A 26,947-nucleotide genomic window follows, 5' to 3' on the forward strand; every position below is an offset into this window, starting at 1 on the left:
AGGACGGGTCCGGCTACTGTGACGCGAATCACGATATGACCAACCTTCTGCCAACCCGCCGGGCTTAGGTTCAGGAGCATCGCCAGACGTAGGCACACCGAACGGGAGTTGGACAGATGATGAAGATCAGCCTCACGGTCGACGGGGACAAGGTCTCCGACGATGTCGAACCGCGGATGCTGCTGGTTCACTACCTGCGAGAAAAGCTGGGCAAGACCGGCACCGTCGTCGGCTGCGACACCAGTAACTGCGGCGCGTGCACCGTGCATTTGAACGGGCAGAGCGTGAAGTCCTGCAACGTGCTCGCGGTCCAAGCGGACGGTGGCGAGGTGACCACCATCGAGGGGCTGGCGCAGAACGGCGAGTTGCACCCCGTACAGGCCGCCTTCCACGAGTGTCACGCACTGCAGTGCGGCTACTGCACGCCCGGAATGATCATGCAGACCGTCGACCTGCTGAACACCAATCCCAACCCCACTGAGCAGGAGATCCGCGAGGGCATCGAGGGCAACCTCTGTCGCTGCACGGGTTACCACAACATCGTTCGGGCTGTGCAAACGGCTGCGGGACAGGAGACGAACGCATGACCGTTGTCGAGGACAAGCCGGCCACCGAGATCGGCCGCGATCGTCGCCGAAAGGAAGACCAGCGACTGATCACCGGACGTACCCGCTGGACCGACAACATCACGCTGCAGGGCATGTTGCACATGGCGATGGTGCGCAGCCCGTACGCCCACGCCAAGATCACCAGCATCGACACCTCGGCCGCCAAGGCCGCCCTCAACGTGGTCGATGTACTCACCGGCGCCGACCTCGGTGAGTCCCAGGGGGTGCTCATCAACGCCTGGGCGATCACCCCTGACCAGTTGACCCCGACGCACCTACCGATGCCGATCGACCGGGTCGCGTTCGCCGGCGAAATCGTCGCGGTGGTCATCGCGCGCAGTGCCGCAGAGGCCCGGGACGCCGCCGAGTTGGTAGATGTCGACTACGAGGAACTGCCCGCTGCCTTGGAGCTCAAGGACGCCGCGGCAGACCGGGTGCTCGCACACCCCGATCTCGGCTCCAACAAGTCGGCGCTCTGGGTCTTCGACTCCGCTGAGGCCGGGTCCGGTGGTGACGTCGACGAGGCCATCGCCACGGCCCGCGCCGATGGCATCGTGATCGAGCGCGAATACCGCCAGCAGCGGTTGATCCCGGCGTTCATGGAGCCGCGCTCGGTCGTGGTCGACCCGACCGGTGAGCAGAACACCATGTGGTCAGCCACCCAGGTCCCGCACATCGTGCGGTACGCACTGGCCGCCACCACGGGTGTACCCGAGAGCAAGATCCGGGTCATCGCCCCCGATGTCGGCGGCGGGTTCGGCGGCAAACTGCAGGTGACACCTGAGGAATGGCTGACGTGGGCCATCGCCCGTCGCCTCGGCAGGCCGGTCAAGTACACCGAGACCCGCTCGGAATCGCTGATCTGCGCGCATCACGGTCGTGACCAGTGGCAGAAGCTGACACTGGCCGCCACGAAGGACGGCACGGTCACCGGCCTCAAGGTGGATCTGCTCGCCGACCTGGGTGCCTACGTGTCCCTGGTCGGTGGGGGAGTGCCGGTGCTCGGCGCTTTCATGTTCAACGGGATCTACAAGTTCGGTTCCTACCGGTTCTCCTGCCAGACGGTGCTCACCAACAAGGCCTGGACCGACGCATACCGCGGCGCCGGGCGCCCGGAGGCGACCTTCGGGATCGAGCGGATGATGGACGAGCTCGCCGCCGAGCTGGGTGTCGACCCGCTCGAAGTTCGCGAGAAGAACTGGATCACCCATGAGGAGTTCCCGTTCGCGACGGTCGCCGGTCTGGAGTACGACTCCGGCAACTACGAGGCTGCCACCGCCAAGGCCAAGAAGAACTTCGGGTACGACGACCTACGTGCCGAGCAGCGTCGACGTCGCGAATCCGGCGACCCGGTGCAGTTGGGAATCGGTGTCTCGACGTTCACCGAGATGTGTGGGCTGGCCCCATCGCGGGTGCTGGGCTCGCTCAACTACGGCGCAGGCGGTTGGGAACACGCCAGCGTGCGGATGCTGGCGACCGGCAAGGTCGAGATCGTCACCGGGGCGACCGCCAGTGGGCAGGGTCACGAGACGGCGTTCAGCCAGATCGTCGCCGACCGACTCGGGGTCCCGTTCGAGGATGTCGAAGTGCTGCACGGAGATACCCAGATCGCGGCCAAGGGCATGGACACCTATGGTTCGCGCTCCCTGGTGGTTGGTGGTGAGGCGTTGGTCAAGGCTCTGGACAAGGTCATCGAGAAGGCCAGGCCCGTGGCTGCACACCTGATGGAGGCGAACGTCGACGACATCGAGTTCTCCGCAGGTCGCTTCGGGGTCCGCGGCACCGATCAGGGGCTGGCGATCCAGGAGATCGCCGGTGCCGTCTTCGCCGCGCACAACCTGCCCGACGGGATGGAGCCGTCGCTGGACTCCGACGCTACGTACGACCCGATCGCCTTCAACTTCCCGCACGGAACACACCTGTGTGCTGTCGAGGTGGACACCGAGACCGGGCAGATCTCGATGCGTAAGTACACCTGCGTCGACGACATCGGCACCGTGGTCAATCCGATGATCGTGGAGGGTCAGGTGCACGGAGGTCTTGCCCAGGGCATTGCCCAGGCCCTCTTCGAGGAGGCCGTCTACGACGACGCCGGCACCCTGGTCTCCGCCTCGTTCGTGGACTATCTGGTGCCGACTGCTGCCGACCTGATCAGCTTCGACGTCGATCACACGACGACGCCGTCGTTGACCAACACGCTCGGCACCAAGGGCGTGGGGGAGGCGGGCACGATCGCGTCGACCCCTGCGGTGGTGAATGCCGTGGTGGACGCGCTGCGCCCGTTCGGCGTGCACGACGTGACCATGCCCTGCACCCCCGAGCGGGTCTGGCGAGCTCTGCAAGGCGGTCAGGGCGACGACCTGACCACCGGCGCGGCTGCTGCGCACTTCCACCCCGCTGACACCGCTGACCGCTCGGAAGGAGCAGGACGATGATCCCGGCACAGTTCGACTACGCAGCACCGACGACAGTGCAGGAGGTGCTCGATCTCCTCGCGGAACACGGCGACGACGCCAAAGTGCTCGCGGGCGGGCAGTCCCTGCTCCCGGTGCTGCGGATGCGTCTCAACGCACCGGAGATGGTCGTGGACCTCGGCCGGATCGACGCGCTCCGAGGGATCCGCGAGGACGGTGACTCGCTGGTCATCGGCGCGATGACGACCCACTCCACCGTCGGCAGCGATCCGCTGGTTGCTGAGCATGCGGCCCTGATCACCAAGGCCGTTCACCACCTCGCCGATCCGCAGGTACGTCACCGGGGCACCTTCGGCGGTGCCCTCGCGCACGCCGACCCCGCGGGCGACCTCGGTGCGCCTGCCCGGGCACTGGGCGCCGAATTCGTGATCGCCGGCCCCGATGGCACCCGCACTGTGTCGGCGGACGAGTTCTTCGTGGACCTGTTCGAAACCGCGGTGCAGGAAGGCGAACTACTGACCGAGGTTCGCATCCCCAAGCACACCGGGTGGGGCGCGCACTACGAGAAGTTCGTCCGGGTCGCGCACCAGTGGCCGATCGTCGCGGTGGCCGCGACCGTCCGGGTCGAGGGCGGCATCATCGTCGAAGCGGGCGTCGGCTTGACCAATATGGGCTCTACGCCACTGCGGGCGCGATCGGTGGAGCAGGCGCTCATCGGGCAACCGCCGACCGATGAAGCCGTCCGCGCTGCGGTCCGTTCGGTGACCGATGGCACCAATCCGCCCTCGGACCTGAACGGTGACGCCGACTACCGCAGTCACCTCGCCGGGGTCCTTACCCGGCGTGCGGTCCTGGCCGCAGCCGCAGGATGAGGCCGTTATGGAGCTGACGCACGAATTCACCGTCCCGGCGCCGATCCAGCAGACCTGGGACGCCCTGAACGACATCGAGTCGGTGGCGTTGTGCTTCCCCGGCGCCGTGGTCACCTCGGTCGACGGCGACAGCTTTGCAGGCTCCTGCAAAGTGAAGCTCGGGCCCGTCGCACTGGTTTACAACGGCTCGGGCACTTTCGTCGAGAAGGACGTGTCCACGCACACGATGAAGGTCGAGGCCAAGGGCAAGGACAAACGGGGAAACGGTACAGCGGGTGCCCACGTAGGGGTCGCGATGTTCGACACGGGTGGGCAGACCCGCGTCGAGATCGTGACCGACCTGGCGATCACGGGAAAGCCGGCTCAGTTCGGCCGCGGGGTGATGCAGGAGGTATCGAACAAGCTGCTGCGTCAGTTCGTCGAGTGTCTACAGACAAAGGTAGGTATAGAAACAGCGCCGACCGAGGACGCGAAGCCCATTGCGGGCATGGTGCCCGCAGGCTCGGCACCGCAGGGGGCGCCCGGCGGCCCGGACACTGCGCCGTCTGCGGTCTCGGCGCCGCATGCGTCGCGTGGTGGCGAGGCTGAGCAGAACGATGCCCTGGATCTCGGCGGCGCTGTGCTGCCGGTATTGGCGAAGGCCTACTGGAAGCCCGCCCTGGCCGCCGCCGCAGTCATCGGGGTGATCGTCTATCTGGCTTCTCGTGGCCGCTCGGTATAGGACCCGACGCCACCACCTGGCACGATGACACCGTGCACAAAGCCATCGTCAGAACAGCCACCGCCAGTGCCGGAGTGGCCGGACTCGCGGGTGTCGTCGTGGCCGGTCTGGGCAGCTATTTCGTTCGTCAGATCCTGACTCCCGCGACGGCATCGCAGGACGAGTCGATCATCGAAGTAACACGCGACACGATCCTGCTGAAACGCACGGCGGCGGCAGTGGCGCCTGGCCGGTACAGCTTGTTCTGGGACAAAATGGCCGGACACGCGAGGGTCGGTGAGGTCCTACAGACTGATGACCGCGCGGTGCTGCGTGAGTTGCTGGGCGTCGATTTCGGGCAGCTTCGGCCGGGGCGAGCACGACTCGCCGGCTATTTCTACCCCGCACCGTCTCAGCAGGACGGCACCGCGCTGAGCGATGTCAGCCTCGATGGGCCCCTGGGGCCGATCCCGGCATGGTGCAGCGACGAGGGTGAGGCGAGCAACCACCCGGACGTCTGGGCGATTCTGGTGCACGGGCGCGGTGCGACGCGTGCCGAGACGCTACGAGCCGTACCTCCGCTGCGCAGGATCGGGGTGCGCATCCTGGCGCCCAGTTACCGAAATGACAGCGACGCGCCGCCCAGCCCGGACGGGCGGTACCACCTCGGCTTGTCCGAGTGGCGCGATATCGAAGCCGCGATGGCTTACGCCGTGGAGCGAGGCGCGCAGCGGATCATCTTGTTCGGATGGTCGATGGGTGGTGCGATCGTATTGCAGTTGCTGGCGCACTCCGCCTATGCCGACCGGGTCGTGGCTGTGGTTCTGGATGCTCCCGTGGTCAGCTGGCGGCAGGTCATCGATTTCCACGCAGGCGTGCACAAGGTGCCACTTGCACTCAGCCATACCGGACAGCGACTGATCGGCAAATCCTGGAGCAAGTCGTTCGGTGGGGTGAGTATGCCGCTGCCCATCCCGCAGACCGACTGGATCGCGCGCGCCGACGACCTGCACGTGCCGACCCTGCTCATCCACTCCGAGGACGACGACTTCGTGCCCTACGGTCCATCCGCCGACCTGGCACGCGCGCGACCGGACGTCATCCAGTTCGAGTCGTGGTCCGGTGCATTGCACTGCCGCGAGTGGAACGTCGATTCCCACCGTTGGGATGGGGTCGTCGGTGACTTCCTGGCAGCACGCCTCGCCGATTCGACACCCGTCATCGACCCGGTTACCTGAGTACAGTCGAGGCAGTCAGATTTGTCCCCCAGCATCAGGAGTGAAGCCCCGTGAAGGTCAATCCGTTCTCTGCCGGCCCTGCCGGAGCCCTCGCACTCGCCGTATTACTACCCAGTGCGCTGCCGAAGCGTCGTCTGCTGTCCGTTGCGCTCGTCGGCGGTGCGTACGCCGCGACGATCATCCAGGATCCGTCGAACCCGCGCGCGTTCACTGTGTCGACCGACAGTCTGCCGATCCCCGAAGGGCAGGAGAAGCTGGCGAAGATCGCGCTGCCCAGCCTCATCGTGGGTCTGGCGGCAGTCCCGCTGGTCGGCCTTGCCCGGCTGCTGCCGCTGGGTCGGATTCCTGCGGCGCTCGCGCTCGGTGGGGCCTACGTCGGCGCGGAGTCCTACCTTGCCGAGAACGGCAAGCAGGCCGTGGCCAAGGTCGATCTGAGCAGCAACCCCGACTCGATCGACTGAGTAGAGCCTGTAGGAGGTGAGGCCCGCGACCACGGTGGTCGCGGGCCTCCTCGCATAGTGCAGTGAAACAAAAGCAGGGCGCACGCACCGCAAAGGCGTGGCAATGACTCTTTGAGCAGTACGAGCGATAGGAAGAGCCGAATGGGCAAGTCAGCAGTTACCAAGGACCTTGCAACCTCACTGACGGAGGCATTGCGTGTGCACGACGGATTCGTGCTGTCCGACCGTGATCCGTCCTCGACGCCAGGTTTCGAACACGGTAAGAAAAAGGCCGCGAAGCTGCGCACCAGAACCGGTCCGGAGCTCTCGGATCTGCAGGAGCGGATGTTTGCCGAGAGTCGTCTGGGTGGCACCCGCAACGTGCTGCTGGTGATGCAGGGTATGGACACCTCGGGCAAGGGCGGCATCATGCGCCATGTGATCGGCCATGTCGATCCGCAGGGGGTGCATCATCATGCGTTCAAGAAGCCCACCGAGGAAGAGCTGGGCCACCCGTTCCTGTGGCGGATCCGCAATGCCCTGCCGCCGGCTGGCGACATCGGGGTCTTCGATCGGTCGCACTACGAGGACGTGCTGATCGCGCGGGTGCACGAACTGGCATCGCCAGCCACCATCGGGCGCCGTTACGGACAGATCAACGACTTCGAGAAGTCCCTCGTCGATGGCGGCACGTCGGTGGTCAAGGTGATGCTGCATATCTCGCGCCAAGAGCAGGGCAGCAGACTGGCGCGCCGCCTGGACCGACCGGACAAGCTGTGGAAGTTCACCGAGAACGACGTACGGGAACGCACATACTGGGCTGCCTACCAGCAGGCCTACCAGCTCGTGATGGACAAGACCTCCACTGACAGTGCGCCGTGGTACGTCGTACCCGCCGACCACAAGTGGTACGCCCGGTTAGCAGTCCACCACCTGCTGCTGAACCATCTACGCACCATGGATCCGCAGTGGCCGATGCCGACCTATGACGTGGACGAGCAGAGGGCAGCGTTGGCCCGCACCTGATCTGTCCCACCGGGCCTCGTTCATCTCGGCGGGACAGATCGGTGCAGGAGGAGGATCAGTCCAGGGGGCTGTGCAACACGAGCATCGAGCGGGCCGGTAGTGAGATCTTGTCGCCACTCTCGTAGGACTCGATTTCGAGAGCTCCCGCGTCCTGCTCCGACAGCGGCGCCGTGCGCAGTGCAACGCCCCAGGTAGCGTCGGCCACATCCTGCGGTACTACGAAATCGACGTCCTCGTGGTGGGCGTTGAACAGCAGCAGGAAGTGGTCGTCGCTCACCTTGCGGCCTGCGGAGTCCGGGGTGAGGATCTGTGCCCCGTTCAGGAAGACCATCAGCGTGCGCGCGTACCCGTTGCTCCAGTCGTCCTCACTCATCGGCGACCCGTCCGAGGAATACCAGATGATGTCGCCGATCTCGCTGGCGCCACCACGCTGCGCTGCCCCTTGGAAGAAGCGACGACGACGGAACGTCGGGTGGTCGTTGCGCAGCGCAATCGCCTGCTGGGTGAATTCCAGCAGGGACTTGTCGTAGTCCGACAGCTCCCAGTCGACCCAGGCTATTTCGTTGTCCTGGCAGTAGACGTTGTTGTTGCCGCCCTGGGTGCGACCCAGTTCATCACCGTGCGCGAGCATCGGCACGCCCTGGCTGAGTAGCAGCGTCGCGATGAAGTTTCGTTCCTGCTGCTGGCGTAGGGCCTCGATGTCGGGGTCGTCACTGGGGCCCTCGACTCCGCAGTTCCAGGAGCGGTTGTGGTTCTCGCCGTCGTTGCCGTCCTCGCCGTTGGCGTCATTGTGCTTGTCGTTGTAGGAGACCAGGTCGCGCAACGTGAAACCGTCGTGCGCGATGACGAAGTTGATCGACGCGATCGGCCAACGGCCGGACTGGGCATAGAGATCGCTGGATCCGGTCAGCCGGGAGGCGAACTCACCCAACGCAGCCGCCTCGCCGCGCCAGAAGTCGCGCACCGTGTCGCGGTACATGCCGTTCCACTCGGTCCACAGCGGCGGGAAGTTGCCGACCTGATAACCACCGTCACCGAGGTCCCACGGCTCGGCGATGAGCTTGACCTGAGAGACGACCGGGTCCTGCTGGATGATGTCGAAGAACGCCGAGAGACGGTCGACCTCGTGGAACTGTCGAGCCAGCGTCGCGGCGAGGTCGAAGCGGAAACCGTCGATATGCATGTCCTGCACCCAGTAGCGCAGCGAATCCATGATCAGCTGCAAGACGTGCGGGTGGCGCATCAGCAGGCTGTTGCCAGTGCCGGTGGTGTCGTAGTAGTGCTCTTTGGCGTCGTCGACCAGGCGGTAGTAGGCCGAGTTGTCGATGCCGCGGAAGCAGATGGTCGGGCCCAACTCGTTGCCCTCAGCCGTGTGGTTGTAGACCACGTCGAGAATGACCTCGATGTCCGCCTCGTGCAGCGCTTTGACCATCGACTTGAACTCGGTGACCTGTTGGCCGTCGGTGCCGTGGGCGGAGTAACCGTTGTGCGGAGCGAGGAAACCGATGGTGTTGTAACCCCAGTAGTTCGACAGCCCCTGGTCGACCAGCGTGCTGTCCTGGACGAACTGGTGCACCGGCAGCAACTCCACGGCGGTCACGCCGAGGTCTTTCAGGTGTTCGATGATCGCCGGGTGTGCGACGGCCGCATAGGTGCCGCGAATTTCGTCCGGCACATCCGGATGGGTCATGGTCAGACCCTTGACGTGCATCTCGTAGAAGACGCTGTTGTGGTACTCGTGCTGCGGCGGGCGGTCGTGGCCCCAGTCGAAGAACGGGTTGATGACGACCGAGAGCATCGTGTGGCCCAGGGAATCGTCGTCGTTGAACTGCTCAGGGTTATCGAAGCGGTAGGAGAAGAGCGACTCGTCACCGTCGATCTGACCGTCGATTGCTTTTGCGTACGGGTCCAGAAGCAGCTTGGCGGGGTTGCAACGGTGGCCGTTCTCCAGATCGAACGGCCCGTCGACCCGGTATCCGTAGCGTTGGCCGGGCTGCATACCCGAGACGTACCCGTGCCACACGTGGCCGTCGACCTCGGTCAGCTCGTGGCGTACCTCATCGCCGGTGTCGCTGATCAGACACAGGCTCACGCCCGTTGCCGCTTCGGAGAAGAGTGCGAAATTCACGCCGCTGCCGTCGTACGTTGCGCCGAGGGGGTAGGGGTGGCCGGGCCAAATGTCCATACGGGCCATCATGCTGCATGGCGGGAGCGGATCTGACAGCTACCGTGTGGGCGTGAGTACTGCGGCGCTGCGGGCGGATTGCGGCTCGTGGGGCTGAACAAATCAGCTACCCGTGAGCAACTCGGGCGTGTTCCCGGGCTGCTGGCACTCGTGCGTCTACTGCTCGGTACGCTCCGGATCTGCATGCGGTACCGGGTGACCGGCCTCGCAGCGGAAGCCGGATTTTTTGCCCTGCTCTCCCTGCCACCACTGGTCTACGGGCTGCTCGGGGCGGTTGGTTACGTCGGCACCTGGCTCGGCTCCGACGTGGTGACGCAGGTCACCCAGAACATCGAGCGGTACGCGTCCCAGTTCTTGACGGAGCAGAGTCTGCGGGACGTCCTGGTGCCCACCCTGCGGGAGGCTCTTACCGGTGGTCGCCCGGACGTGATTTCGATCGGCTTCCTATTGTCGTTGTGGTCAGGATCACGCGCATTGAACGTTCTACTCGACACGATCTCGATCATGTACGGCCAGGGTGGACGGCGGGGCATCGTCCGCACCCGGTTGCTGAGCCTGTCGTTGTACTTCGTGTCGTTGATCTTCGGCGCCCTGGTGGTGCCGTTGATCGTCATCGGCCCGCAGTTGTTGTCCTCCTGGTTGCCGCCGAAGTTCCTGTTCCTGATGAATTTCTACTGGCCGCTCGTCGGTGGCCTGACCATCCTGGGTTTCGCAACGCTCTACTACATCGCCACTCCGCGCCGCACTCCGTGGGTGCGGGCCCTGCCCGGAGCCGCGCTGACGTTGATGATCTGGGTGGTCGCGTCGATGGTGCTGAGGCTCTTCCTGGGCGCGTCGATCAACGGGGTGAGTATCTACGGGCCGCTCGCGGCGACCATCGTGGTGTTGATCTGGCTATATTTCCTGGGTATCGCCGTGCTCATCGGCGCTGCGTTCAATGCGTCGGCGGCTTGGATCTGGCCGATGCGCGAGGTGCCGAGTTTGGGTAGCCGTGCACGGGAATGGGTCGGTGCGGCGCGGGTAGGGCAGCCTGGCTCTGTCGCTGCGCGGCTGCCCGGTCCTACGTCCCAGCACGACGGTGGGCCGACGGGCGAATCGGAAGCGTCCCGCTCGCACACCTGACCTGCGCAAACGCCAGGTCGAGTGGCTGTATTTGGACTGGCCCCGACGATCGGATAATGTTCGCCAGGCGCTCGGCGGCCCTTTCCGCCAGTGCGTAGATGCGAACATAGCTCAGTTGGTAGAGCGCAACCTTGCCAAGGTTGAGGTCGCCGGTTCGAGCCCGGTTGTTCGCTCTGCTCCGGTCCGGTCAGCCCTTCGGGGCATGCCGGCCGGACGTGGTGGCGTGGCCGAGAGGCGAGGCAACGGCCTGCAAAGCCGTCTACACGGGTTCGAATCCCGTCGCCACCTCTCTTTCGTATGCGAGGCCCTGGGCCCGTTCTACCGACGCAATGATGCGCGGACCTCCTGCAACTGCCAGGAGTTGCAGTCCGGATCCACGCAGAGTCCGGCGGCTCAGCTGCACGATGCGCATTCTGGGTGCTGCGGGCTCGGTATGTGACGCTGACGCGGGTATCGGTTGCGTGAGGTGAAGGAGGCAAAATGAAGGCTCTGGTCTTGGGTGGCGGCGGAGTCGCTGGAATCGCCTGGGAGCTCGGGGTGTTGTTGGGTGTCGGAGACGCCCAACCCGACGTCGTGTCGGCAATCTTGGAAGCTGAGCTGGTGATCGGCACCTCGGCGGGCGCGGCCGTAGCAGCGCAGATCACCTCCGGGGTGGAACTACAGGAGCTGTACGACGCCCAGTTACGCGCCGAGACCGCGGAGATCGAGGTCGACCTCGACACCGAGGTGCTGGCCGCGTCCTACGAGAGTGCGGTGCGGGGCGCCGCGTCCACTCAAGAGGCGCGTCGACGACTCGGCGAGCTGGCGTTGACCACGAACACCGTCAGTGAGGCGCAGCGGCGTATTGCGATTGCGGCTCGGTTGCCGTCGGAGGTATGGCCCGAGCGCCGCCTGACGGTCACAGCGGTGGATACCGCTTCGGGAGATCTGATGACGTTCACCTCGGCCTCGGGGGTGGCGCTGACCGACGCTGTAGCTGCCAGTTGCTCGGTACCCGGGGTGTGGCCACCGGTGACCATCGGCGCCCGGCGATACATGGATGGTGGTGTGCGATCGAGTACGAACGTGGACCTTGCGGTCGGATGCGATCGGGTTTTGGTCCTACTACCCAGCCTCCCGGGTGCGCCTTCACTGCTGGGTGATCTGGGTGCGCAGGTGGTGCCGCCACGCGGGGCGGACGTCCTTTTGGTGCGGGCCAACCTTCGGTCGATGGCGGCTTTTGGCCGCAATGCGTTGTCGCCGGCCACGCGGGCGGCGTCTGCGCGTGCAGGACGTGCGGTGGGAAGGGCGAAGGCAGCCCAGGTAGCGCAGTTCTGGACCCCCTGAACTGCTACTGCACCTACCTGTTGCGGGTGCGATACGGCCGGTGCGCGGGGCTCGTTTTGGGAGCTGGGGGGTACCTCGGCTACAGTTCCGATCGTTGTCCACCCAGACGCGAGTCTGAGTGAATGGCAGGCGGACATAGCTCAGTTGGTAGAGCGCAACCTTGCCAAGGTTGAGGTCGCCGGTTCGAGCCCGGTTGTCCGCTCTTTCCCTTTACCGGGGCGATTGGCGCAGCGGTAGCGCACTTCCCTGACACGGAAGGGGTCACTGGTTCGATCCCAGTATCGCCCACCAGCACGAAATAGCCCCTGACCAGCGAAGATGCTGGTCAGGGGCCTTGTCTTTCTCCGCTGTGCATCGGATATGCATCGGATCGCGGGCCTGTGTTTGGCCCATGGGTGGGCATTCGGCTGGAGGTCATCCGTCGAGCGGGGTAGACCGATTGGGTCTCCAACGACCTACCGTCCCGAATCACAGCAGGCGCATCAGCGAGAGCAGGATCAGCGCACACCAGAGCACGACCCGGCCGAGACCGATTGCGCGACAGGAAGCCCCATGACTCCTGCGAGTTTTACGTCGTCTCAGATGAGCCACCGCTGCCTAGCAGTTGGAGGAATGGGTAACCGCGAGCCAACAGGATGCCTAGCCCAGCGAGGAGAACGTCCAGACTGTGTGTCGCAATCGACCCAAAAAAGATGGCGGGCAGCGAGGCGACCCCGACGGGGCGTAGAACGTGATCTAGCAACTGGTGCACCTCGACGTTGACGGCGGCCAGCCAGGCCAGGCGATGACCAGCGGTGATTGCGGATGGCGCTTGGGTGTCTCCAGAAGTAGCGTTTCGACTCTTGCCTCGCGGGCCTCGGTGTTAGTGCGCACTTATTGCAAAAGATTTCGCTTGAGTCGAGTCGAGGCGTGCATCTCGGTGGATGGTCATCGCCGAGGGCTGATCGGCTTGTCGGTCGCGGTGGCCGCTACGTGACGTTCCTTCGCTGCCCCTGTTGAGGGCGCGGTGGTGTTCGGTCCGTCGGTGCCGATGGGGACGTCGAGTGTGGCGACCAGCCGGTAGCGCAGGTCTTGGGCTGGTTGCTGGGCGAGTGGTCGTTCGGCGAGGAGTTGGCGGGTTACGGCGGGCACGTTGTGGCCGTCGTTGTGTGCTTGGTCGAGTAGTTGTGCGAGGGCGGGCCAGTCGGGCTCGTGGGGTAGGCGTGGGTCGAGTTCTGCTGCCAGGCCTGCCCAACGCTGCGTGGGTGGTTTCAGGGCGGCTTGCTGCATGCGTGTTCGCGCGTCGGCGAATCCGTCGAGCTGGGTGCGCGCAGCCTGGTGTCGGTCACGTGCCCAGGTGTCTGCGGCGGGCAGGAGGTCGCGGTGCGTCTGGGCGGTGCTGAGGTGGAGGCGGGATGCGATCCGCGCGGTGCCGTCGTTCCAGTGGCGGGCTGGTCGGGTGGCCAGGATCTGGGCGGCGGCGGTTCGGGCGTGGTCGGTGGGCAGGTTGGTCAGGCGTTCGTCGAGGAGGGTGGTAGCGAGGGGGCCGGGGTAGTGCAGTGCTGCCCTGAGTGCGGCCGGGCCACGCAGGGTGAACATGTCAGCCGGGTCCAGGCCCGCTGGGAGGAGTGCGTGGCCCGGGTCGAGGTTGTGGGGTGCGAGGAGCCAGAAGTCGCGTTCGGCGGCGACTTGTCCTGCCAGGTTGGTGTCGTTGTCAGTGGCGACGATCAGCCAGGGGTCGAACCCGGTCATCGCGGGGTCCAGACCCCGCGTGTTTCCGACGCGGGCGTGCTCTCGGATTGCCGCGAGTTGCTGGGCTTGTTCCTCGGTCAGGGACGTGCCCAGCGGTGCTATCCCTACCCGTGCGCCATGGGTGGCGAGGGTGACCGCAATCGCGTCCATCGGCCCTTCGACTAACACGGGCCGCGCGCCGCGTTCAAACGTGCTGGGCTCGTACAGGTCGGTTCCGGGGATGTACAGCTGCGCGCCCATCGCGAACAGTGCGGTGGTGGGGCTGTTGAGGTATTTCGGTCCTTTCCGGTCGGCGTCGGTCAGGTCGGGCTGGCGTCGCCCGACAAACCCGAGGATCACGTCGGGTCCGGCGAAGGGGACTGTCTCAAAGTCTTCCCAGCCGTGGCGGCGGTGGATGATCGGCAGCACCAGCCGGTCGACGAAGTGATCGCGCACGCGCCCGGTGGCCTCATTGCGTTTCGCGACCCCGGCGGCGACCATCTCGCCATCGCTGACCCCTCGTGCGCGCAGGTGAGTGGCGAGCCGGTCCCACCCCGACGGGGCGTACCCGGGTCGGAAGCGTTCGTCACCGGCCAGGTCCGTGCCGAACCGATCGGCCAGGTGGTGCGCTGCCCAAGAGTTGGGGAACTGTTCGCAGTAGTAGGCCAGCGTCAGGCTGTTGATCGCAGCGATGCGGTCGGTGCTGACCGGGCTGTCAGCAAAGAGCATCGCGCGGCGGCTCGCCCGTTCGATCTGGGCATCGGAGACCTCCAACGGACCCAAGGCGTCGCGGCGTAGCTGCGCCAGGAGGATCAACTGATCGAGATCGTCACCGGCGTTGTCGACCTCAACGGGCTCAGGACGGTTCGATACCGGCGCCCGTCCGTCGTGGTAGGTCGTGGCTGCGTCGTCGGGGAGGGGCACGTGTTCCCACAGGTCCTCGTTCTGCTCGGTGGGTTCGTTGCGGTATTCGTCGGGGATGGGGTCCATCGCGACTGAGATCTGCCACACCAGCGATTGGCAGGGGTCATCACCAGCCGGCGTGGACTGGAGTGACTCGGGACGCAGGAGGTCGTTGATGGGCCAGCCGCGCGCGAGGGCGTTGTCGATGGTGGTGACCAGGGTCGGCCACCAGGGGCTGTCCTGGACCTGCCGGGCTGAGTCGGGCCCGAGCAGTTCGGGTAGGTGGGGCGCCCAGGGGGTTGAGAGGTGCTGGTCGTTGGTGACCTGTTCGGCGACGGCGGGGGACAGGTGCCCGGTGATGCGCCACCACAACGCGGCAGCCGGGTGATCGTCGGGCAACACGCCCATGCCGGTGGCTCGGCGCAGCATGGCGGGCGCGTCCAGGCCGCTGCGTGTCATCGCGGCGAGCCGCTCAGCCAGGATCGGCGCGAACGGATCCCGACTGGTCGCGGGGCAGGTCGCAACGATTTGCCGCCCCCATTCCTGCATCGCTGGGGCGCGGTCACCGTGAAGACGCGTGTCCAGGCAGCGTTGCCACAACGCGGCCGCCTTTTGGAGCTCCGGGCGTCCGGTGGGGCGCTGGTCGCCCGGTTCGACGAGCATCGCGGCTCGCCATACGGCGACATCACCCAGGAGCACTTCAGCTGGGCGAGTGCCGCTGCTGGCCCACGACGGGGTCGCTTCACCGGTGGCCGCGTCCCGGACGGTCGCTGCCAGATCGGTCACGAGTGTCGCGCGTTGGGTGAGGTACGGGCCCCACGTGAGGTCCTCGGCCAGAGAAAGGGGCACTCCGGGCATCCACGGCAATGGACCCTGGCCTGCTCCGCGCAGGCCGCTGTCATCCAGGCGCCAGTCCAGGACAGCGGCGGTATCACCGGCAGTGTCCAACTCACGGGACTGCGCGGCCGATTGCAGGTGGACGATCGGATCCCCACCGCAGGCGCCGGTCAGGATCAGGTGCGCGCATAACGCGGGCCATGCGGGTTGCTCAGTGACACCAGGGACGACGCGGTCCGCGTCGGCCTCCAAGGCTCGCACTGTGTCGGCGCCGAGGTGCTGTTCGGCGCCGACGTAGAGGGCGTCGAGGTACCGCTGCGCGGCCTGTCCCAGCAACGTGACTGGGTCGCTGCTGTCGCGCAGCATGGTGGACGCCGACCGGGGAGCAAGATCGCGTGCCAAGACGCTCTCCAGCAGGTCTGTCGCGGTGAGCGGATGGGTGGTGTCGGGGCGGATGATGTTGTGCGCGTTCCCGTCGCCGACCACCTGCAGGTACACGTGGTTGGCGTGCCTGCCGCGGGTCAGCATCGTGTACAGCTGTTGGCGTGACTCCTCCCCGGTGGCCAGGCCGTGCACGGTGTCCACGGACACGCCCTGGGCCGCGTGCACGGTGCTCGCGTACCCCAACTCGGTAGAGGCCTTTACGTAGTCGGCGGGCAGGGTGATCAACCGGCCGTTGCGGGCGTGCTGCACCCGCACGGTGCCCTCGCAGATACCAAGGACCGTCCAGCGGTCACCGTTCTTGACCCAGTCAGTCGATGTGGTCCGTAGCCGCCGGTCGTTGGTACGGGTGATGACCAGGTCCCCGATGCTGGCGTGGTTTCCGTCGGCCAGCCGCACCGTTGGTGCCGAGGCACCGGTGGGGGAGTGGCCCGCCAGGCGGTGGGCGCGGGCGCGTTGGTTCAGGTCGCTGACCAGGTCCCGGGTGGGTGCCAGCATGATCGAGTCCAGGCCCGTGCCACGGTCGGTTTGCCAGGCGGTGAAGACGTCGTCGGTCATGGTGGCCAGGTCACCGACGTGAACCCGCCCGTGGTCCAGGTAGAACCCGAGGGCCTCTGGGCGACCCTGCCGCAGGGCGAGCGAAGCGGCGCCTTCGGCGGGGTCCGCGAAGCGGACCAGTTCACTCAGGCGGCACGCCCCGTGGGTGGCCTGAATGTCACGCAGCACCCCACCTGCGCCGATCGCGGCCAGTTGTTGGTCATCACCGATCAGCCGGACACTGCCCCCACAACCCAGCACAAACCGGACAGCGGTATCCAGGGACAGGGTGTCGGCCATCCCGGCCTCATCAATCACCACCAACGTCGACGGCCCGATATCGGTAACGGCGACCCGCCACCGCCCCAGTGGTGAACCCTCGCTGGACTGGGTTGCACCGCCCGGGGCGTACCACGAACGGGCATGCGGGTCCCACCAGGCGCCAGCAGTTTTCGCCGCGGCTGTGTCTGCGGCGGGGACGTCCAGCCAGGTCCGCATCGCGGGGTCACGCGTGGTGATCTCGTGGACCAACTTCGCCAACGTGTCCGTAGTCGTTGAAGTGGCGCTGGTGGTTGTCGCGTCGGTCGTCGTGGTGCTGGTCGTGGTGGCGTGAGAGGTGGTGATCTGTGCGCGGAGCGCGGCAGCAGCCGCGGCAGACGGTGCCAACCCCAGGACCTGGCCACCGGCCTCGGTCCAGGCCCCGGCCAACGCCAGCATTGCAGTGGTCTTCCCGGAGCCGGCCGGCGCGATCCCCAGCTGTACCCGGGCACCAGACGTCGCCATCGCGCGCACCAGGGAGGCCTGCCCGGCGTTCAGCTTTGCGCCGTTCGCGGTGGCTTCCATCAGCGCCAGGTCGACCGCCAGGTCACTGGCGGCGTGCCCGCCGGTGCGCCCGGCCGCGGCCACCAACCGGCGTTCAGCGGCCAGGATGGTGGTCGATGTGAACAGGTCCGCGCCCGCCACCATGTACACACTCGACCCGTCCCGGCGCCGTAGCTCGTTGGGTTCGCTGATGCCCGTCTCGGGGCGCGCCAACGAGGTCGACATCGGATTGGACAGTGCCCCAGCGACGACCTGCTCCACCAGGCGCGGCATGCGATCCGGGGAGGCACCCGAGGCGCGGACCCGGCGCTGCGCTTCGGCGCGCACGTGCCAGACCTGCCACGTCGACCGCCGGTGCTCCAGCTGCGAGATGACAGCCTGTGCGGTCGTGTCGACATCCACATCGGCGAAGACGTTGCGCTGCGTCGAAGGGTGAGAGCCCAGCGTCGCGTGGAGCATCGAGGCGATTCCCGAGTCCCCGCCGAGCACGTCACACGCTTGGGCTCGCCAGGTGGTGCGTTGCTCGGCCAGGGAACGCGGTTCGTGCTTGGCGTCGCGGGTTTCCAAGGTCGCCTGCTGCGCCAACTGCACTGACTCCACGGGTGTCGGGGGACGACCATGGTCGCGGTGAAAGCCGGTGGCGAGCTGGCCACGTCGCTGCTCAATGTCCACGCGTCGGGTGGACCACGCCTGGTTCAGTACGGGGTCGACCCCGACAATTTCGCGGATCGGCCGCTTGCGCTGGTCGCCGTTGTTCCGTTCGGCGAACCGCAGCCCTAGGTCCTCGTGCAGGTGGCGTTCGAGGGCGGTGTTGTACGTCTCGGACGCGGCCACGGTCGCTTTGAACAGGACCCGGCCATCGATTGCCAACCACTTCCCGCTAGTGGTTGGACTTTGTTCGCGATGGCGACGTGGGTGTGCAGATCGGGGTCCCCGGCGCGGCTGTCCCGGTGGGTGAACGCCGTCGCGACCAGGCCCTGGACGTCGACCTGGCGGACCCCGTTGGTGCCTTCGCGGGAGTACAACGCGTGCTGCTCGACGAACGTCAGCGCGTCCTGAACTGCGGCCTGGTGGGCGCGTTCGATCTGCGCCGCGACGGCCGGGTCTGCGATCGCCCACAGCGTGGAAACGGACTTGACTGGGCTGAACGTCAGGTCGAACCCGGCGACCGCGGTGGTCTTCGGCCGGGAATATTTCGCGATCGTCGCCGCCACCTCGCGGGCATCCACCGGATCGCGCCCATGCTCGGCCCTAAAGAATTCTCGGGCGACTTGGGTGCGGACCCGGGCACGTTCCTGCGCGGGGACGGGCCAGTCAGAAGGCAGACCATCGGCCCGGTTCACCGCCTCCAGGCGGGTGGCGACCTCCAGCCGGTAGGCGGACACATCGGCGGTGTACACCTTGTACGGAACCCCCAACCGGGTCACCGCCCGGAAGTCCCGATCGCTCAGTCCTGGGCCTTGTAACTGTTCCCGGCGTTCGTGAGCCAACGGGTGATGGCCCGACCCGAACAACGCCTGCATCTGATCCGCGGTCACCACGTCACCAGCAGAGAGACCGTCGACCCCGGTCATCCCCGATCCCACCCACACCCCGGGCGACTCGCCCTTCTCGGTGTAATACGAAGACAGCCCGGTATGGCCCTTATCGGTGGCGTCCAGGGCAGCGACCTGACGGGTCAGGTAGTCATACCCGACCCCGCCGTCAGCTTGTGGATACTCATCGTCACACCCACCCGAAGGCAGGAACGTGACTCCTGGAGGTCGGTGCTTGAAACTGAAATGACCCGGAATGCAAGAGGTGTGTAGGACTCGGCCTTTGGCATTTCTGGAGGGGGTACGAGGTCGGGCACTGCGCGACAGGGGTGGTGACCACTGGAAGTGGTCGGCGGTCTTTGGGAATGTGAGCGGTCGACATGAGAAGGATGCGCATCCCATGAGCAAACAGACGATCAAACAACAGGCTCGGCGAGCAGCGCTGGATGCACAGTCAGTGCGGCGCGTCGAACGTTCGGAACGTGAGCGCAGGCTGAACCGGCTCGCGGTCAAGGTTCTTGTTGCGATCCGCGAACGCGCCCTCGCGGTATCGGATGCTGACCGACGAGCGGGTGAGGCGCTGACTGAGATGGTCGAAGCTGAGGGGCTCACAGCACGCGACGCATCCCAATGGTGCGGCGGCGAAGTGAGCGCCCGAGAAGTCGCACGGCTACGGCGTATCGCAACCGCCGCCAGCACGGAGAGCGAGACTCCGCACCCGGAAGATCTCGATACCTGAACCCAGTAGGCCGCGACCGACGCCGACGCCGACAGCAGCGTCGTGATCCCGCGCCTGAGCGAGCGACCGACCCAATCGGGTTGGTGGCATTGTCGGGCACGCGGTGCGACCCGGTGATCATCGCGCTACGACAACGATCGTGAAGACTCTTGCAAACGCCGGTGGACCGGCACACCCAGCGGGTGGGAAGCACGGGTGTTTTCGAGATAGGGACCGGTAGAAGGTCATGCTGCATCTAGTCCCGGTTGGGCCGGCCGTGGGTGTGGAACTTCTCCACGTTGCTACAACAATCCACATCGGTAGCAGACGTCTTTGATGCCGATAAGCACCCCTTATTGCGGGTAACCGTCGGCAGTCAGGAAGCGAGTGGGGTGCCTGCCAGGCCACATCCTGAATGCGCCGGTTCCCCTCGGCCACGATGGGGTTATTCCAACCGGCATCACCTCGGGGGAGCGGGGCGTGAAGGTGCCATTGAGGCGTCAGGGGATTGCACCCGGGGTCGGCCCCGGGTGCGACCAAGGAGTCTGGCGGTGGCCGCGCCGTGAGGGGGTTACGTGTCGCTGAGTCGTTGGTGGCGTGTCCACGCCCGGGCGCCCAATGCGGTCAGGGCGCCGGTACTGACGCTGACCCCGACATCGAGCACCATGACTTCCCACAGCACGGGAAGGTCCACGAGCAGGTTCACCACGACCGCGGCACCGAAATCGGGACTGCCCAGAGTTTGGTTGACACCTGACCTGTGAGGATTGCTCCTCGCTGGAAGGATGTCTGTCATGCCCAAGCCCTACCCACGAGAGTTCCGCGATGATGTCGTGGCGGTGGCCCGTAAGGGCGATGCGCCGTTGAATCAGATCGCCAAGGACTTCGGGATCTCTGATAGTTGTTTGGCGAACTGGATGAAGCAGGCCGATGTCGAGGATGGCAACCGTCCCGGCGTCACCGAGAAGCAGTCCGTTGAGGTGCGCGAGTTGAAGAAGCGCAACCGGTTGCTGGAGCAGGAGAACGAGGTCCTACGCCGCGCAGCGGCGTACTTGTCCCAGGCGAATTTGCCGGGAAAATAGTCTTCCCGCTCGTCCGTGAGATGGCCGCGACCGGTGCCCGCATCAGGGTGCCGGTCGCGGTGGCGTGCAGGGTCCTGAGGTTATCGACGCAGGGGTACTACAAATGGGTCAAGAACCCGGTGTCGCAGCGGGATTGGGACGATGCGCAGCTGATCAACGCCGCGGTAGATATTCACGGTGATGACCCGGGGTTCGGGTACCGGTTCATCGCTGACGAGCTGCCTGCTCGTGGGATCAGCGCGTCGGAGAACCGGGTATGGCGGTTGTGCTCGGCCCAGCGGATTTTCTCCATCCACTCGGTCAAGCGGGGCACCGGTCGCAAGCCGGGCCCGCCGGTGCACGATGACCTGCTCGCGATCAAGACCGCTGACAGGAAGGAGGGTGGTCCGGGTCGTGACTTCTCCGCGACCGGGCCGAATCAGAAGTGGTTGACCGATATCACCGAGCACCCCACGAGTGAAGGCAAGTTGTACCTGTGCGCGGTGAAAGACTGCTACTCCGGGCGGATCGTGGGCTACTCCATCGATTCGCGGATGAAGTCCTCGCTGGCGGCCTCGGCGATTCGTAACGCGATCAGCCTGCGATCACCACACCGGACGATCCTGCATTCGGATAGGGGCAGTCAGTTTCGGTCCAAGAAAGTCGTGCGCCTCCTGAAGAAGAACGGGCTCCTGGGCTCGATGGGACGGGTCGGTGCATGCGGTGACAACGCCGCGATGGAATCCTTCTTCGCGCTGCTACAGAAGAACGTGCTGAACACCCGACGGTGGGAAACCCGCGAGCAACTCCGCTTGGCGATCGTGACCTGGATCGAAACCAAATACCACCGCCGACGTCGACAACGACGCCTTGGAAAACTCACCCCGGTCGAATTTGAGATGATCTACACGACCGCAAACGCGGCCTAAGAACAACCCACCCGAAGTGTCAACCAAACCGGGGGCAGTCCCATCAGCGGCACAACACCCCAGCACGAGGGGGAAGCGCATAGGCCTAGTTTCCGGCACCGTGCAAACGAATGGCGCGGTACCTGGCGGGGGTTCTTACCGCCGTAGGACGGGCATGGTGTATCGCCGCGGTTGAATCTGATCATTGCGTGCCACACTTTTGATCACGGCCAGTGACGGGTACGCGCGGATGTCCACTGGTTCACGCCACGGCGATCTTCCATGCAGCGCCTTTGACCTGGAGGCGGCAGGGTTGCTGGGTGTGAGCGGAGGTCGTGCCCGACGTGCGGGCAGCCTGCCGCTTAGCACCCATGAGGCGTTGCAGCGGCGGCAAGATCTCACCATCATTTGGCTGCATTAAGGCTGTTCTGACGGGCTGATTACTGAAAGTGTTTCTGCATGCAGTGTCAGCCCTACGGCAGGGACCCCACGACGGTGCTATGCGCACAGTGTGGTGATGGTCCCTTGTTGAGTGGCACAATCACCGATGACCTCGAGGGCCACGTGTGCGGCCCGGTCCAGTTTTGGTTGACCGACAGAGGGTGGCAGTTCAACCCGGAACCGTTTGTGCCCCCACCACCAGCGGGTGACACGGGCGGCGACCCATGCGTGACGGACCTACCGAGGGCGCTGGCCACGTGCGCTCTGCTCGCGACCAGAACGCGGCGCCTTCGCTGCTGCTCGCGGTCGGAGGTCCGGTCGACGTGCCGGGCGGGTTCGAGGTGCTGGCGGGGGGTGTCGTCGATGTCGAACTGCCCGACGGTGACGATGGAGGGGGCGGCGTCGATGTCGAACTGCCCGACGGTGACGATGGAGGGGGCGGCGGCACGGTCGCAGTTGAGGTCACGGTCGAGGGCGGCACGGTCGCAGTTGAGGTCACGGTCGAGGGCGGCGGTGTACCGATGTAGAGCGTGATGACGGAGTTGACGGCGACCGTTTGCCCCGCGTTGTCGACCGTGACGATCTTTCCGATCAGATTCGAGTTGATGGTTGTCACTGTTTGGAGTGTGTAGTTCAAGTGGGCGGCGCGTAGCTCGGTCTGCGCGGCCTGACTGGTCTTTCCTTTCAGGTTTGAGGGCACGGTGACCTGCCCGTCGCTCACATTGAGCATGATCTGTGAGTTCGGGTCGGCCGAATTGCCGGCGGCCGGTGTGGTGCTGGCGACCTGCCCGTCGTCGTACTGGGTGTCGGAGACCTTCGTACCGTTCGCGGCGACGTTCGGGAAGCCGTCGTCCTTCAACGTCTGAATCGCGTCGGCGACCGTTTGACCTGCGACGTTCGGGATTTGTCGGGAGTTCGGGCCGGTGGAGACATCGATCGTTACGGTGCTGCCGGATGGGGCGTCCGCGCCGCCGGCAGGATCCTGTTTGACGACCTGGCCCACGGTTGCATCGTTGGTCACCTTGTTGACCTGGACGCCGAAGTTCGCGCCCTTCAGAGAGGCAGTAGCCGCGTCCTGGGACAGGTTGACGACGGGGGGAACTGTCGCGAGTTCGGTGCCGGAGTTGGAATTCATCACCAGGTAGCCGATGCCGAGGATCGCTACCAGCAGGGCGACCGCGGCAACCACCCAGATTGCCGTACGACGGGGTGGGGACTGTGATCCGTCGTATTCAGCCGTGGGGTCGCGGCGTTGCGGCACCGGGGCAGCGTGGGGTTGAGGGTCGGACCCGGTGCGCTGACCCAGCATGGCGGCTGCTGCGGCGCTGAGCGGTTCTCCGGTGCGCGCTCGTTGCAGGTCGGCCCGGAAGTCGGCGGCGTGTTGATAGCGCCCCTCGCGCGGCTTCTGTAACGACAGCAGGGTTACCGCGTCCATCGCTGGAGGCACGGATGTCTCGTACACCGACGGAGGCTTGGGTGCATCGGTGATGTGCTGGTAGACGAGGCTGACCGGCTCGCCGACGAACGGCGTACGTCCGGTGAGCAGCTCGAACAGCACACAACCGGCGGAGTAGAGGTCCGATCTGGCGTCGACTGTTTCGCCCTGAGCCTGTTCGGGGGACAGGTAGCGCGCGGTGCCCACGACAGCCTGTGCCGAGGTCATGGTGGCGCCGGTGTCGGCCAGCGCACGCGCAATACCGAAGTCCATTACCTTGACGCTGCTGCCACGGGTGAGCATCACGTTCGCGGGCTTGATATCGCGGTGGACGATGCCCTTCTCGTGGGAGTAGTCCAGCGCGGACAGGATGCCCATCGTGATGCGGGCTGCCTCGTCGGGCGCGAGCTTGCCCTCATCATCGAGGATGTCGCGCACTGTCTGGCCCTGGATGTACTCCATGACGATGTAGGGGACGTCGATCCGGGCCCCTCCGGTCTCGAAGAAGACATCCTCACCGGAGTCGTAGACGGCCACGATCGCGTGATGATTCAGACCAGCGGCTGACTGCGCCTCGCGGCGGAACCGGGTAAGGAAGGAGGAGTCGCGGGCCAGGTCCGAGCGCAGCATCTTGATCGCCACGGTGCGCCCGAGGCGGGTGTCGTGGCCCAGGTGGACCTCGGCCATTCCGCCGCGGCCGATCAGTTCTGCGACCTCGTAGCGGCCTCCGAGGATGCGTGGTGTGTCGCTCACCGGATCTCCTTCGGCGACGCACCGGGATGGCCGAGCGTCACAATCTGGATGGGCTTGGTGAAGTTTTCCTGCGGGTCTGGTGAGGAGGTCCGCTGGGTGAACACGATCCCCACCACGATCGCCATCACCGCGACCAGCGCAACACCTGCGATCAACGATGATGCGTTGGTGACGACGCGCATGGTCACGAGTAATTCGACGAAGAGCAGCAAGGTGCCGTTGGTGGAGCTTAGGTCGTCGACGAACCAACCGCCGCCGTCGCGGTAGACGTGCGCGTGGCGACCGGAGGCGGAGTCGTCGGACAGGACGGCACGCACTCGGGGTTGCGGTTGATCACCACCACGCTCTCGGACGGGCATCGCATCGGCTTATGCAGGTGGTTCGGGATGACGCGCTGCGCGTGGTCCTAGAGGAAGAGCGGCCTCGCGCCCGGTGACGAATCGAGTGTGATCGGGGCCTGGTTGCGTTCCCCCGCCGGTGGCGCAGTATCCCGCCACCGCCGCGAAGTGGTGAGTCCTAGGGAAAGGCACTGGCGTCAGGTAGGGCGCAGGAGGGGCAGCGGCTTCGTGGGGGGAGTCCGGTTGAGCACCGGGTGGGGAGCATGGTTGGCCCACCCCTTCTGTGACCACGTCGTGCTAGATGTGATCACCGAACACCCCTTTACCGAACGCGCGTCATCTTGCACAGATCAGCGCCAACTTCATCCTGCTCCCCGCTGGTCAGAATCTGCCCCTCCATCAGGGCGGTGAAAGTCGCCTGGGATAGGCGCGCGAGATCTGGGTCGGTGGTGAGTTCACCGGCGAACTGTTGCGTAGCGGTGGAGGTATCCATGTGCGGTGGCAGGATGTTGCTCATGCTGGGGATGACGGCGTGCGTCACGGAGGAATTGAGTAGATTCGCGGTCACGAAGTCCTGTTGCCGCAAGGCCCAGATCTCAGTGGTGCTGCGTTTCGCGGGCGGGTTGCACCTTATCGGCGGTAACGTCGTGGTCGAGGCCGAGTTGGGGACTGCGGCCACCGCGCGCCCACTGCGGCAGGACATTGTTGCGGTCTACGGGCAGAATTGCGACTTGGTCGTGATGAGTGCCGGTGGCATCACACGCGGGCGTCGGTACGTGGTGCGGGTCGCCTCAGAGGGTGAGGTGCTGGCCCGTCAGACGGGGTTAATCGACGCCAGGGGGCGTCCGGTCAGGGGTCTTGCGCCACGGGTGGTCAACGCCCCGGTGTGTGACGCGGAAGCGGCTTGGCGGGGCGCTTTCCTAGCTCGCGGGTTCTTGACTGAACCTGGCCGCTCCGCCTCGATGGGGCTCGCGTGCCCCGGACCTGAGGCTGCGCTGGCGTTGGTGGGTGCCGCACGACGGATGGGGATCGTCGCGAAGGCCCGTGAGGTGCGGGGGGCGGACCGGGTGATCATCCGGGACGCCGATGCGATCGCGGCGATGTTGACTCGGCTAGGGGCGCATGAGGCGGTCCTGACCTGGCAGCAGCATCGGATGCGTCGGCAGGTCCGTGCTACGACTCGCCGGCTGGTCAACTTCGATGACGCGAACCTGCAGCGCAAGGCGCGGGCTGCGGTGACGGCCGGTGCCCGGGCCGAGCGGGCGATGCACATCCTGGGTGAGCAGGCACCCGATCACCTCGCCCAGGCGGGCCGGTTGCGGATCGAACACCCGCTGGCCAGCCTGGAGGAGTTAGGCCACCTCGCGCAGCCCCCCATGACCAAAGACGCGATCGCTGGCCGTATCCGACGGTTACTGGCACTGGCCGACCAGATCGCCGGAGACCGCGGCATCCCGGGCACTGATGCCCACCTCACCCCGGACATGCTCGAGGGTTGAACCCGTGCCAACGTCACCACTCGACGCATCAGGGGTGGTCAGCCCGTTAAGCGGGTAGGCGCCAACGGCTTCGTAATCAGGCACCGATGCTCCTGTTGGGTCAAGCGACGTTGAGCCAGTGGCGGTATCGGTCTCGGTCATAAAGCTCGACGAGTAGTTAAGACGTCCCGTTGCGGGGGCAAAAATTGCTTAAGTTAGCCATCGAGTGACCGAATGATCACTTTTTCTTTACTCTTTGCATTCAGTGCGGGCGGGCGCCCGGGAACATACTGGGATGGTGGGAATCGGGGAGGCTTTTGAACTTATCGTGGGTGTTCTGCTGGTTCTTGGGTTGTTGCTGTTTGTGATGGCGTGGCTGGAGAGCACGATGCATGAACCGATCGGTGGTGGCGTCGACGGCGGGGTCAGTGAGGGCCTGTGCGCCGCGCCAGGTGCCGATGATGTTGACAGGGGTTGACCGAGCAAGGTGGCTGGGGCCTTTGCTGACCTGGCTGTGAACTGACCTTACGATCAATCGACCATTTTGGTCGATGAAGACGCTAACATTCCGTCCGGGCGGTTTTTCCGGCCCTTTGGGGATGTGCTCGAACAGTGGAGTCAGCGTGTGGCGCGACCGAATTGCCCGTAAGACATTGTGCTTCGCAACGACGATAGCGCTGGGGTTGTTGCCGATGGGCGCGGTTGCCTATGGCGCGTCCACGGGCGACCCGGCGATTGCTTCACCTGGTGCCACGACACAGGACGCGTCCTCCTCGGGGCGCGCGAACTCGGTGACGCCCACGACGGCCACACCCTCGGGTAGTTCGAATCGGCCATCAGCCAGCGTGCCTGGGTCGGCAAAACCCAGCCCGACGACAACCAGCCCGACGACAACCAGCCCGACGGCGACCCCCAGGACGGCGACGCCTAGCTCGACGGCGCCTCGCTCGGTGAAGGGTAAGGCGCCGGCTGTTCCGGTTCCTCTGGCTGATACCAATACGGTGGGGATCACCAAAGAGGCAGACGTCGACGGCGGGGGGCCGCTGACGCCTGGGAAGGACGTCACCTACCACTTGACGGCTCGGTGTTCTGGGTTGAC

Annotated in this window: 20 protein-coding genes, 4 tRNA genes and 1 pseudogene; 17 read left to right on the top strand and 8 right to left on the bottom strand. The window is 65.6% G+C overall.

Annotation, left to right across the window (positions count from 1 at the left end):
* Positions 1-116: 116 nt before the first annotated feature.
* The 7 genes from V3G39_09105 (at position 117) to V3G39_09135 (ending at position 7,298) form a co-directional block, all read left to right on the top strand.
* Positions 117-587: a (2Fe-2S)-binding protein gene (locus tag V3G39_09105; GenBank protein ID XAS74836.1), complete on the top strand. Its 471-nt coding sequence runs from the start codon at positions 117-119 to the stop codon at positions 585-587.
* Positions 584-3,043, top strand: a complete 2,460-nt coding sequence (locus tag V3G39_09110; protein ID XAS74837.1) for a xanthine dehydrogenase family protein molybdopterin-binding subunit — start codon at positions 584-586, stop codon at positions 3,041-3,043. Before V3G39_09105 ends, V3G39_09110 begins: the two co-directional genes overlap by 4 nt.
* A complete protein-coding gene (locus V3G39_09115) occupies positions 3,040-3,894 on the top strand; it encodes a xanthine dehydrogenase family protein subunit M (GenBank protein XAS74838.1) in 855 nt (284 codons plus the stop codon). The genes V3G39_09110 and V3G39_09115 overlap by 4 nt, the downstream gene beginning before the upstream one ends.
* A gap of 7 nt (positions 3,895-3,901) precedes the next feature.
* Positions 3,902-4,615, top strand: a complete 714-nt coding sequence (locus V3G39_09120) for an SRPBCC family protein (protein ID XAS74839.1) — start codon at positions 3,902-3,904, stop codon at positions 4,613-4,615.
* Between the two features lie 32 nt (positions 4,616-4,647).
* Positions 4,648-5,832 carry an alpha/beta fold hydrolase gene (locus V3G39_09125; GenBank protein ID XAS74840.1) on the top strand — a complete coding sequence of 395 codons (1,185 nt, stop codon included), beginning with the start codon at positions 4,648-4,650 and terminating at the stop codon, positions 5,830-5,832.
* 50 nt (positions 5,833-5,882) lie between these two features.
* On the top strand, positions 5,883-6,293 hold the full coding sequence (locus V3G39_09130) for a hypothetical protein (GenBank protein ID XAS74841.1): 411 nt from the start codon (positions 5,883-5,885) through the stop codon (positions 6,291-6,293).
* 141 nt (positions 6,294-6,434) lie between these two features.
* The gene (locus tag V3G39_09135) at positions 6,435-7,298 is read left to right on the top strand and encodes a PPK2 family polyphosphate kinase (GenBank protein XAS74842.1); all 864 of its coding nucleotides are present in this window, start codon (positions 6,435-6,437) and stop codon (positions 7,296-7,298) included.
* A gap of 55 nt (positions 7,299-7,353) precedes the next feature.
* On the opposite strand, the gene glgX is transcribed toward V3G39_09135, so the two are convergent.
* Positions 7,354-9,483 (bottom strand): glycogen debranching protein GlgX, encoded by a 2,130-nt coding sequence (gene glgX / locus V3G39_09140; protein XAS74843.1) that lies wholly within the window; start codon positions 9,481-9,483, stop codon positions 7,354-7,356.
* 87 nt (positions 9,484-9,570) lie between these two features.
* On the opposite strand from glgX, the gene V3G39_09145 reads away from it, so the two are divergent.
* The 6 genes from V3G39_09145 to V3G39_09170 all read left to right on the top strand — a co-directional run bounded on the left by V3G39_09145 (position 9,571) and on the right by V3G39_09170 (position 12,222).
* Positions 9,571-10,605: a YihY/virulence factor BrkB family protein gene (locus tag V3G39_09145; protein ID XAS74844.1), complete on the top strand. Its 1,035-nt coding sequence runs from the start codon at positions 9,571-9,573 to the stop codon at positions 10,603-10,605.
* A 100-nt stretch (positions 10,606-10,705) separates the two neighbouring features.
* Positions 10,706-10,778, top strand: a tRNA-Gly gene (locus V3G39_09150).
* 44 nt (positions 10,779-10,822) lie between these two features.
* Positions 10,823-10,893 (top strand) — tRNA-Cys (locus V3G39_09155).
* A gap of 192 nt (positions 10,894-11,085) precedes the next feature.
* Entirely contained in the window at positions 11,086-11,931 is an 846-nt protein-coding gene (locus V3G39_09160; protein ID XAS74845.1) for a patatin-like phospholipase family protein, read from the top strand.
* A 129-nt stretch (positions 11,932-12,060) separates the two neighbouring features.
* Positions 12,061-12,133 (top strand) — tRNA-Gly (locus tag V3G39_09165).
* A gap of 14 nt (positions 12,134-12,147) precedes the next feature.
* Positions 12,148-12,222 (top strand) — tRNA-Val (locus V3G39_09170).
* Positions 12,223-12,858: 636 nt separating this feature from the next.
* On the opposite strand, the gene V3G39_09175 is transcribed toward V3G39_09170, so the two are convergent.
* Both V3G39_09175 and mobF read right to left on the bottom strand, forming a co-directional pair.
* Positions 12,859-18,051: an AAA family ATPase gene (locus tag V3G39_09175; GenBank protein ID XAS74846.1), complete on the bottom strand. Its 5,193-nt coding sequence runs from the start codon at positions 18,049-18,051 to the stop codon at positions 12,859-12,861.
* Positions 17,958-19,118, bottom strand: coding sequence for a MobF family relaxase (gene mobF, locus V3G39_09180; GenBank protein XAS74847.1), 1,161 nt, complete (start codon positions 19,116-19,118; stop codon positions 17,958-17,960). The genes V3G39_09175 and mobF overlap by 94 nt, the downstream gene beginning before the upstream one ends.
* Here mobF and V3G39_09185 point away from each other — a divergent pair.
* Positions 19,117-19,455 (top strand): hypothetical protein, encoded by a 339-nt coding sequence (locus V3G39_09185; GenBank protein ID XAS74848.1) that lies wholly within the window; start codon positions 19,117-19,119, stop codon positions 19,453-19,455. The genes mobF and V3G39_09185 overlap by 2 nt on opposite strands.
* A 550-nt stretch (positions 19,456-20,005) precedes the next feature.
* Here V3G39_09185 and V3G39_09190 read toward each other — a convergent pair.
* Entirely contained in the window at positions 20,006-20,143 is a 138-nt protein-coding gene (locus tag V3G39_09190) for a hypothetical protein (GenBank protein ID XAS74849.1), read from the bottom strand.
* Positions 20,144-20,228: 85 nt separating this feature from the next.
* Here V3G39_09190 and V3G39_09195 point away from each other — a divergent pair.
* A protein-coding gene (locus V3G39_09195; GenBank protein ID XAS74850.1) for an IS3 family transposase occupies positions 20,229-21,424 on the top strand; the annotation gives its coding sequence in 2 pieces (ribosomal slippage) (positions 20,229-20,507 and positions 20,510-21,424; 1,194 coding nt in all).
* 589 nt (positions 21,425-22,013) lie between these two features.
* On the opposite strand, the gene pknB is transcribed toward V3G39_09195, so the two are convergent.
* The 3 genes and pseudogenes from pknB to V3G39_09210 all read right to left on the bottom strand — a co-directional run bounded on the left by pknB (position 22,014) and on the right by V3G39_09210 (position 24,887).
* Positions 22,014-24,032: a Stk1 family PASTA domain-containing Ser/Thr kinase gene (pknB, locus tag V3G39_09200; GenBank protein XAS74851.1), complete on the bottom strand. Its 2,019-nt coding sequence runs from the start codon at positions 24,030-24,032 to the stop codon at positions 22,014-22,016.
* 206 nt (positions 24,033-24,238) lie between these two features.
* A pseudogene (locus tag V3G39_09205) lies at positions 24,239-24,340 on the bottom strand (FHA domain-containing protein).
* A gap of 352 nt (positions 24,341-24,692) precedes the next feature.
* On the bottom strand, positions 24,693-24,887 hold the full coding sequence (locus V3G39_09210) for a hypothetical protein (GenBank protein ID XAS74852.1): 195 nt from the start codon (positions 24,885-24,887) through the stop codon (positions 24,693-24,695).
* Position 24,888: 1 nt separating this feature from the next.
* Between V3G39_09210 and whiA the strand changes: the two genes are divergently transcribed.
* Together whiA and V3G39_09220 are read left to right on the top strand one after the other, a co-directional pair.
* Positions 24,889-25,869, top strand: coding sequence for a DNA-binding protein WhiA (gene whiA, locus V3G39_09215; protein ID XAS78211.1), 981 nt, complete (start codon positions 24,889-24,891; stop codon positions 25,867-25,869).
* A gap of 274 nt (positions 25,870-26,143) precedes the next feature.
* Complete coding sequence (locus tag V3G39_09220) at positions 26,144-26,326, top strand: hypothetical protein (GenBank protein ID XAS74853.1); 183 nt, start codon at positions 26,144-26,146, stop codon at positions 26,324-26,326.
* 228 nt (positions 26,327-26,554) lie between these two features.
* Here V3G39_09220 and V3G39_09225 read toward each other — a convergent pair whose 3' ends face one another.
* A complete protein-coding gene (locus V3G39_09225) occupies positions 26,555-26,914 on the bottom strand; it encodes a hypothetical protein (protein ID XAS74854.1) in 360 nt (119 codons plus the stop codon).
* Positions 26,915-26,947 lie beyond the last annotated feature (33 nt).

Source organism: Dermatophilaceae bacterium Sec6.4 (genome assembly GCA_039636865.1).
Taxonomy (GTDB): Bacteria; Actinomycetota; Actinomycetes; order Actinomycetales; family Dermatophilaceae; genus Allobranchiibius.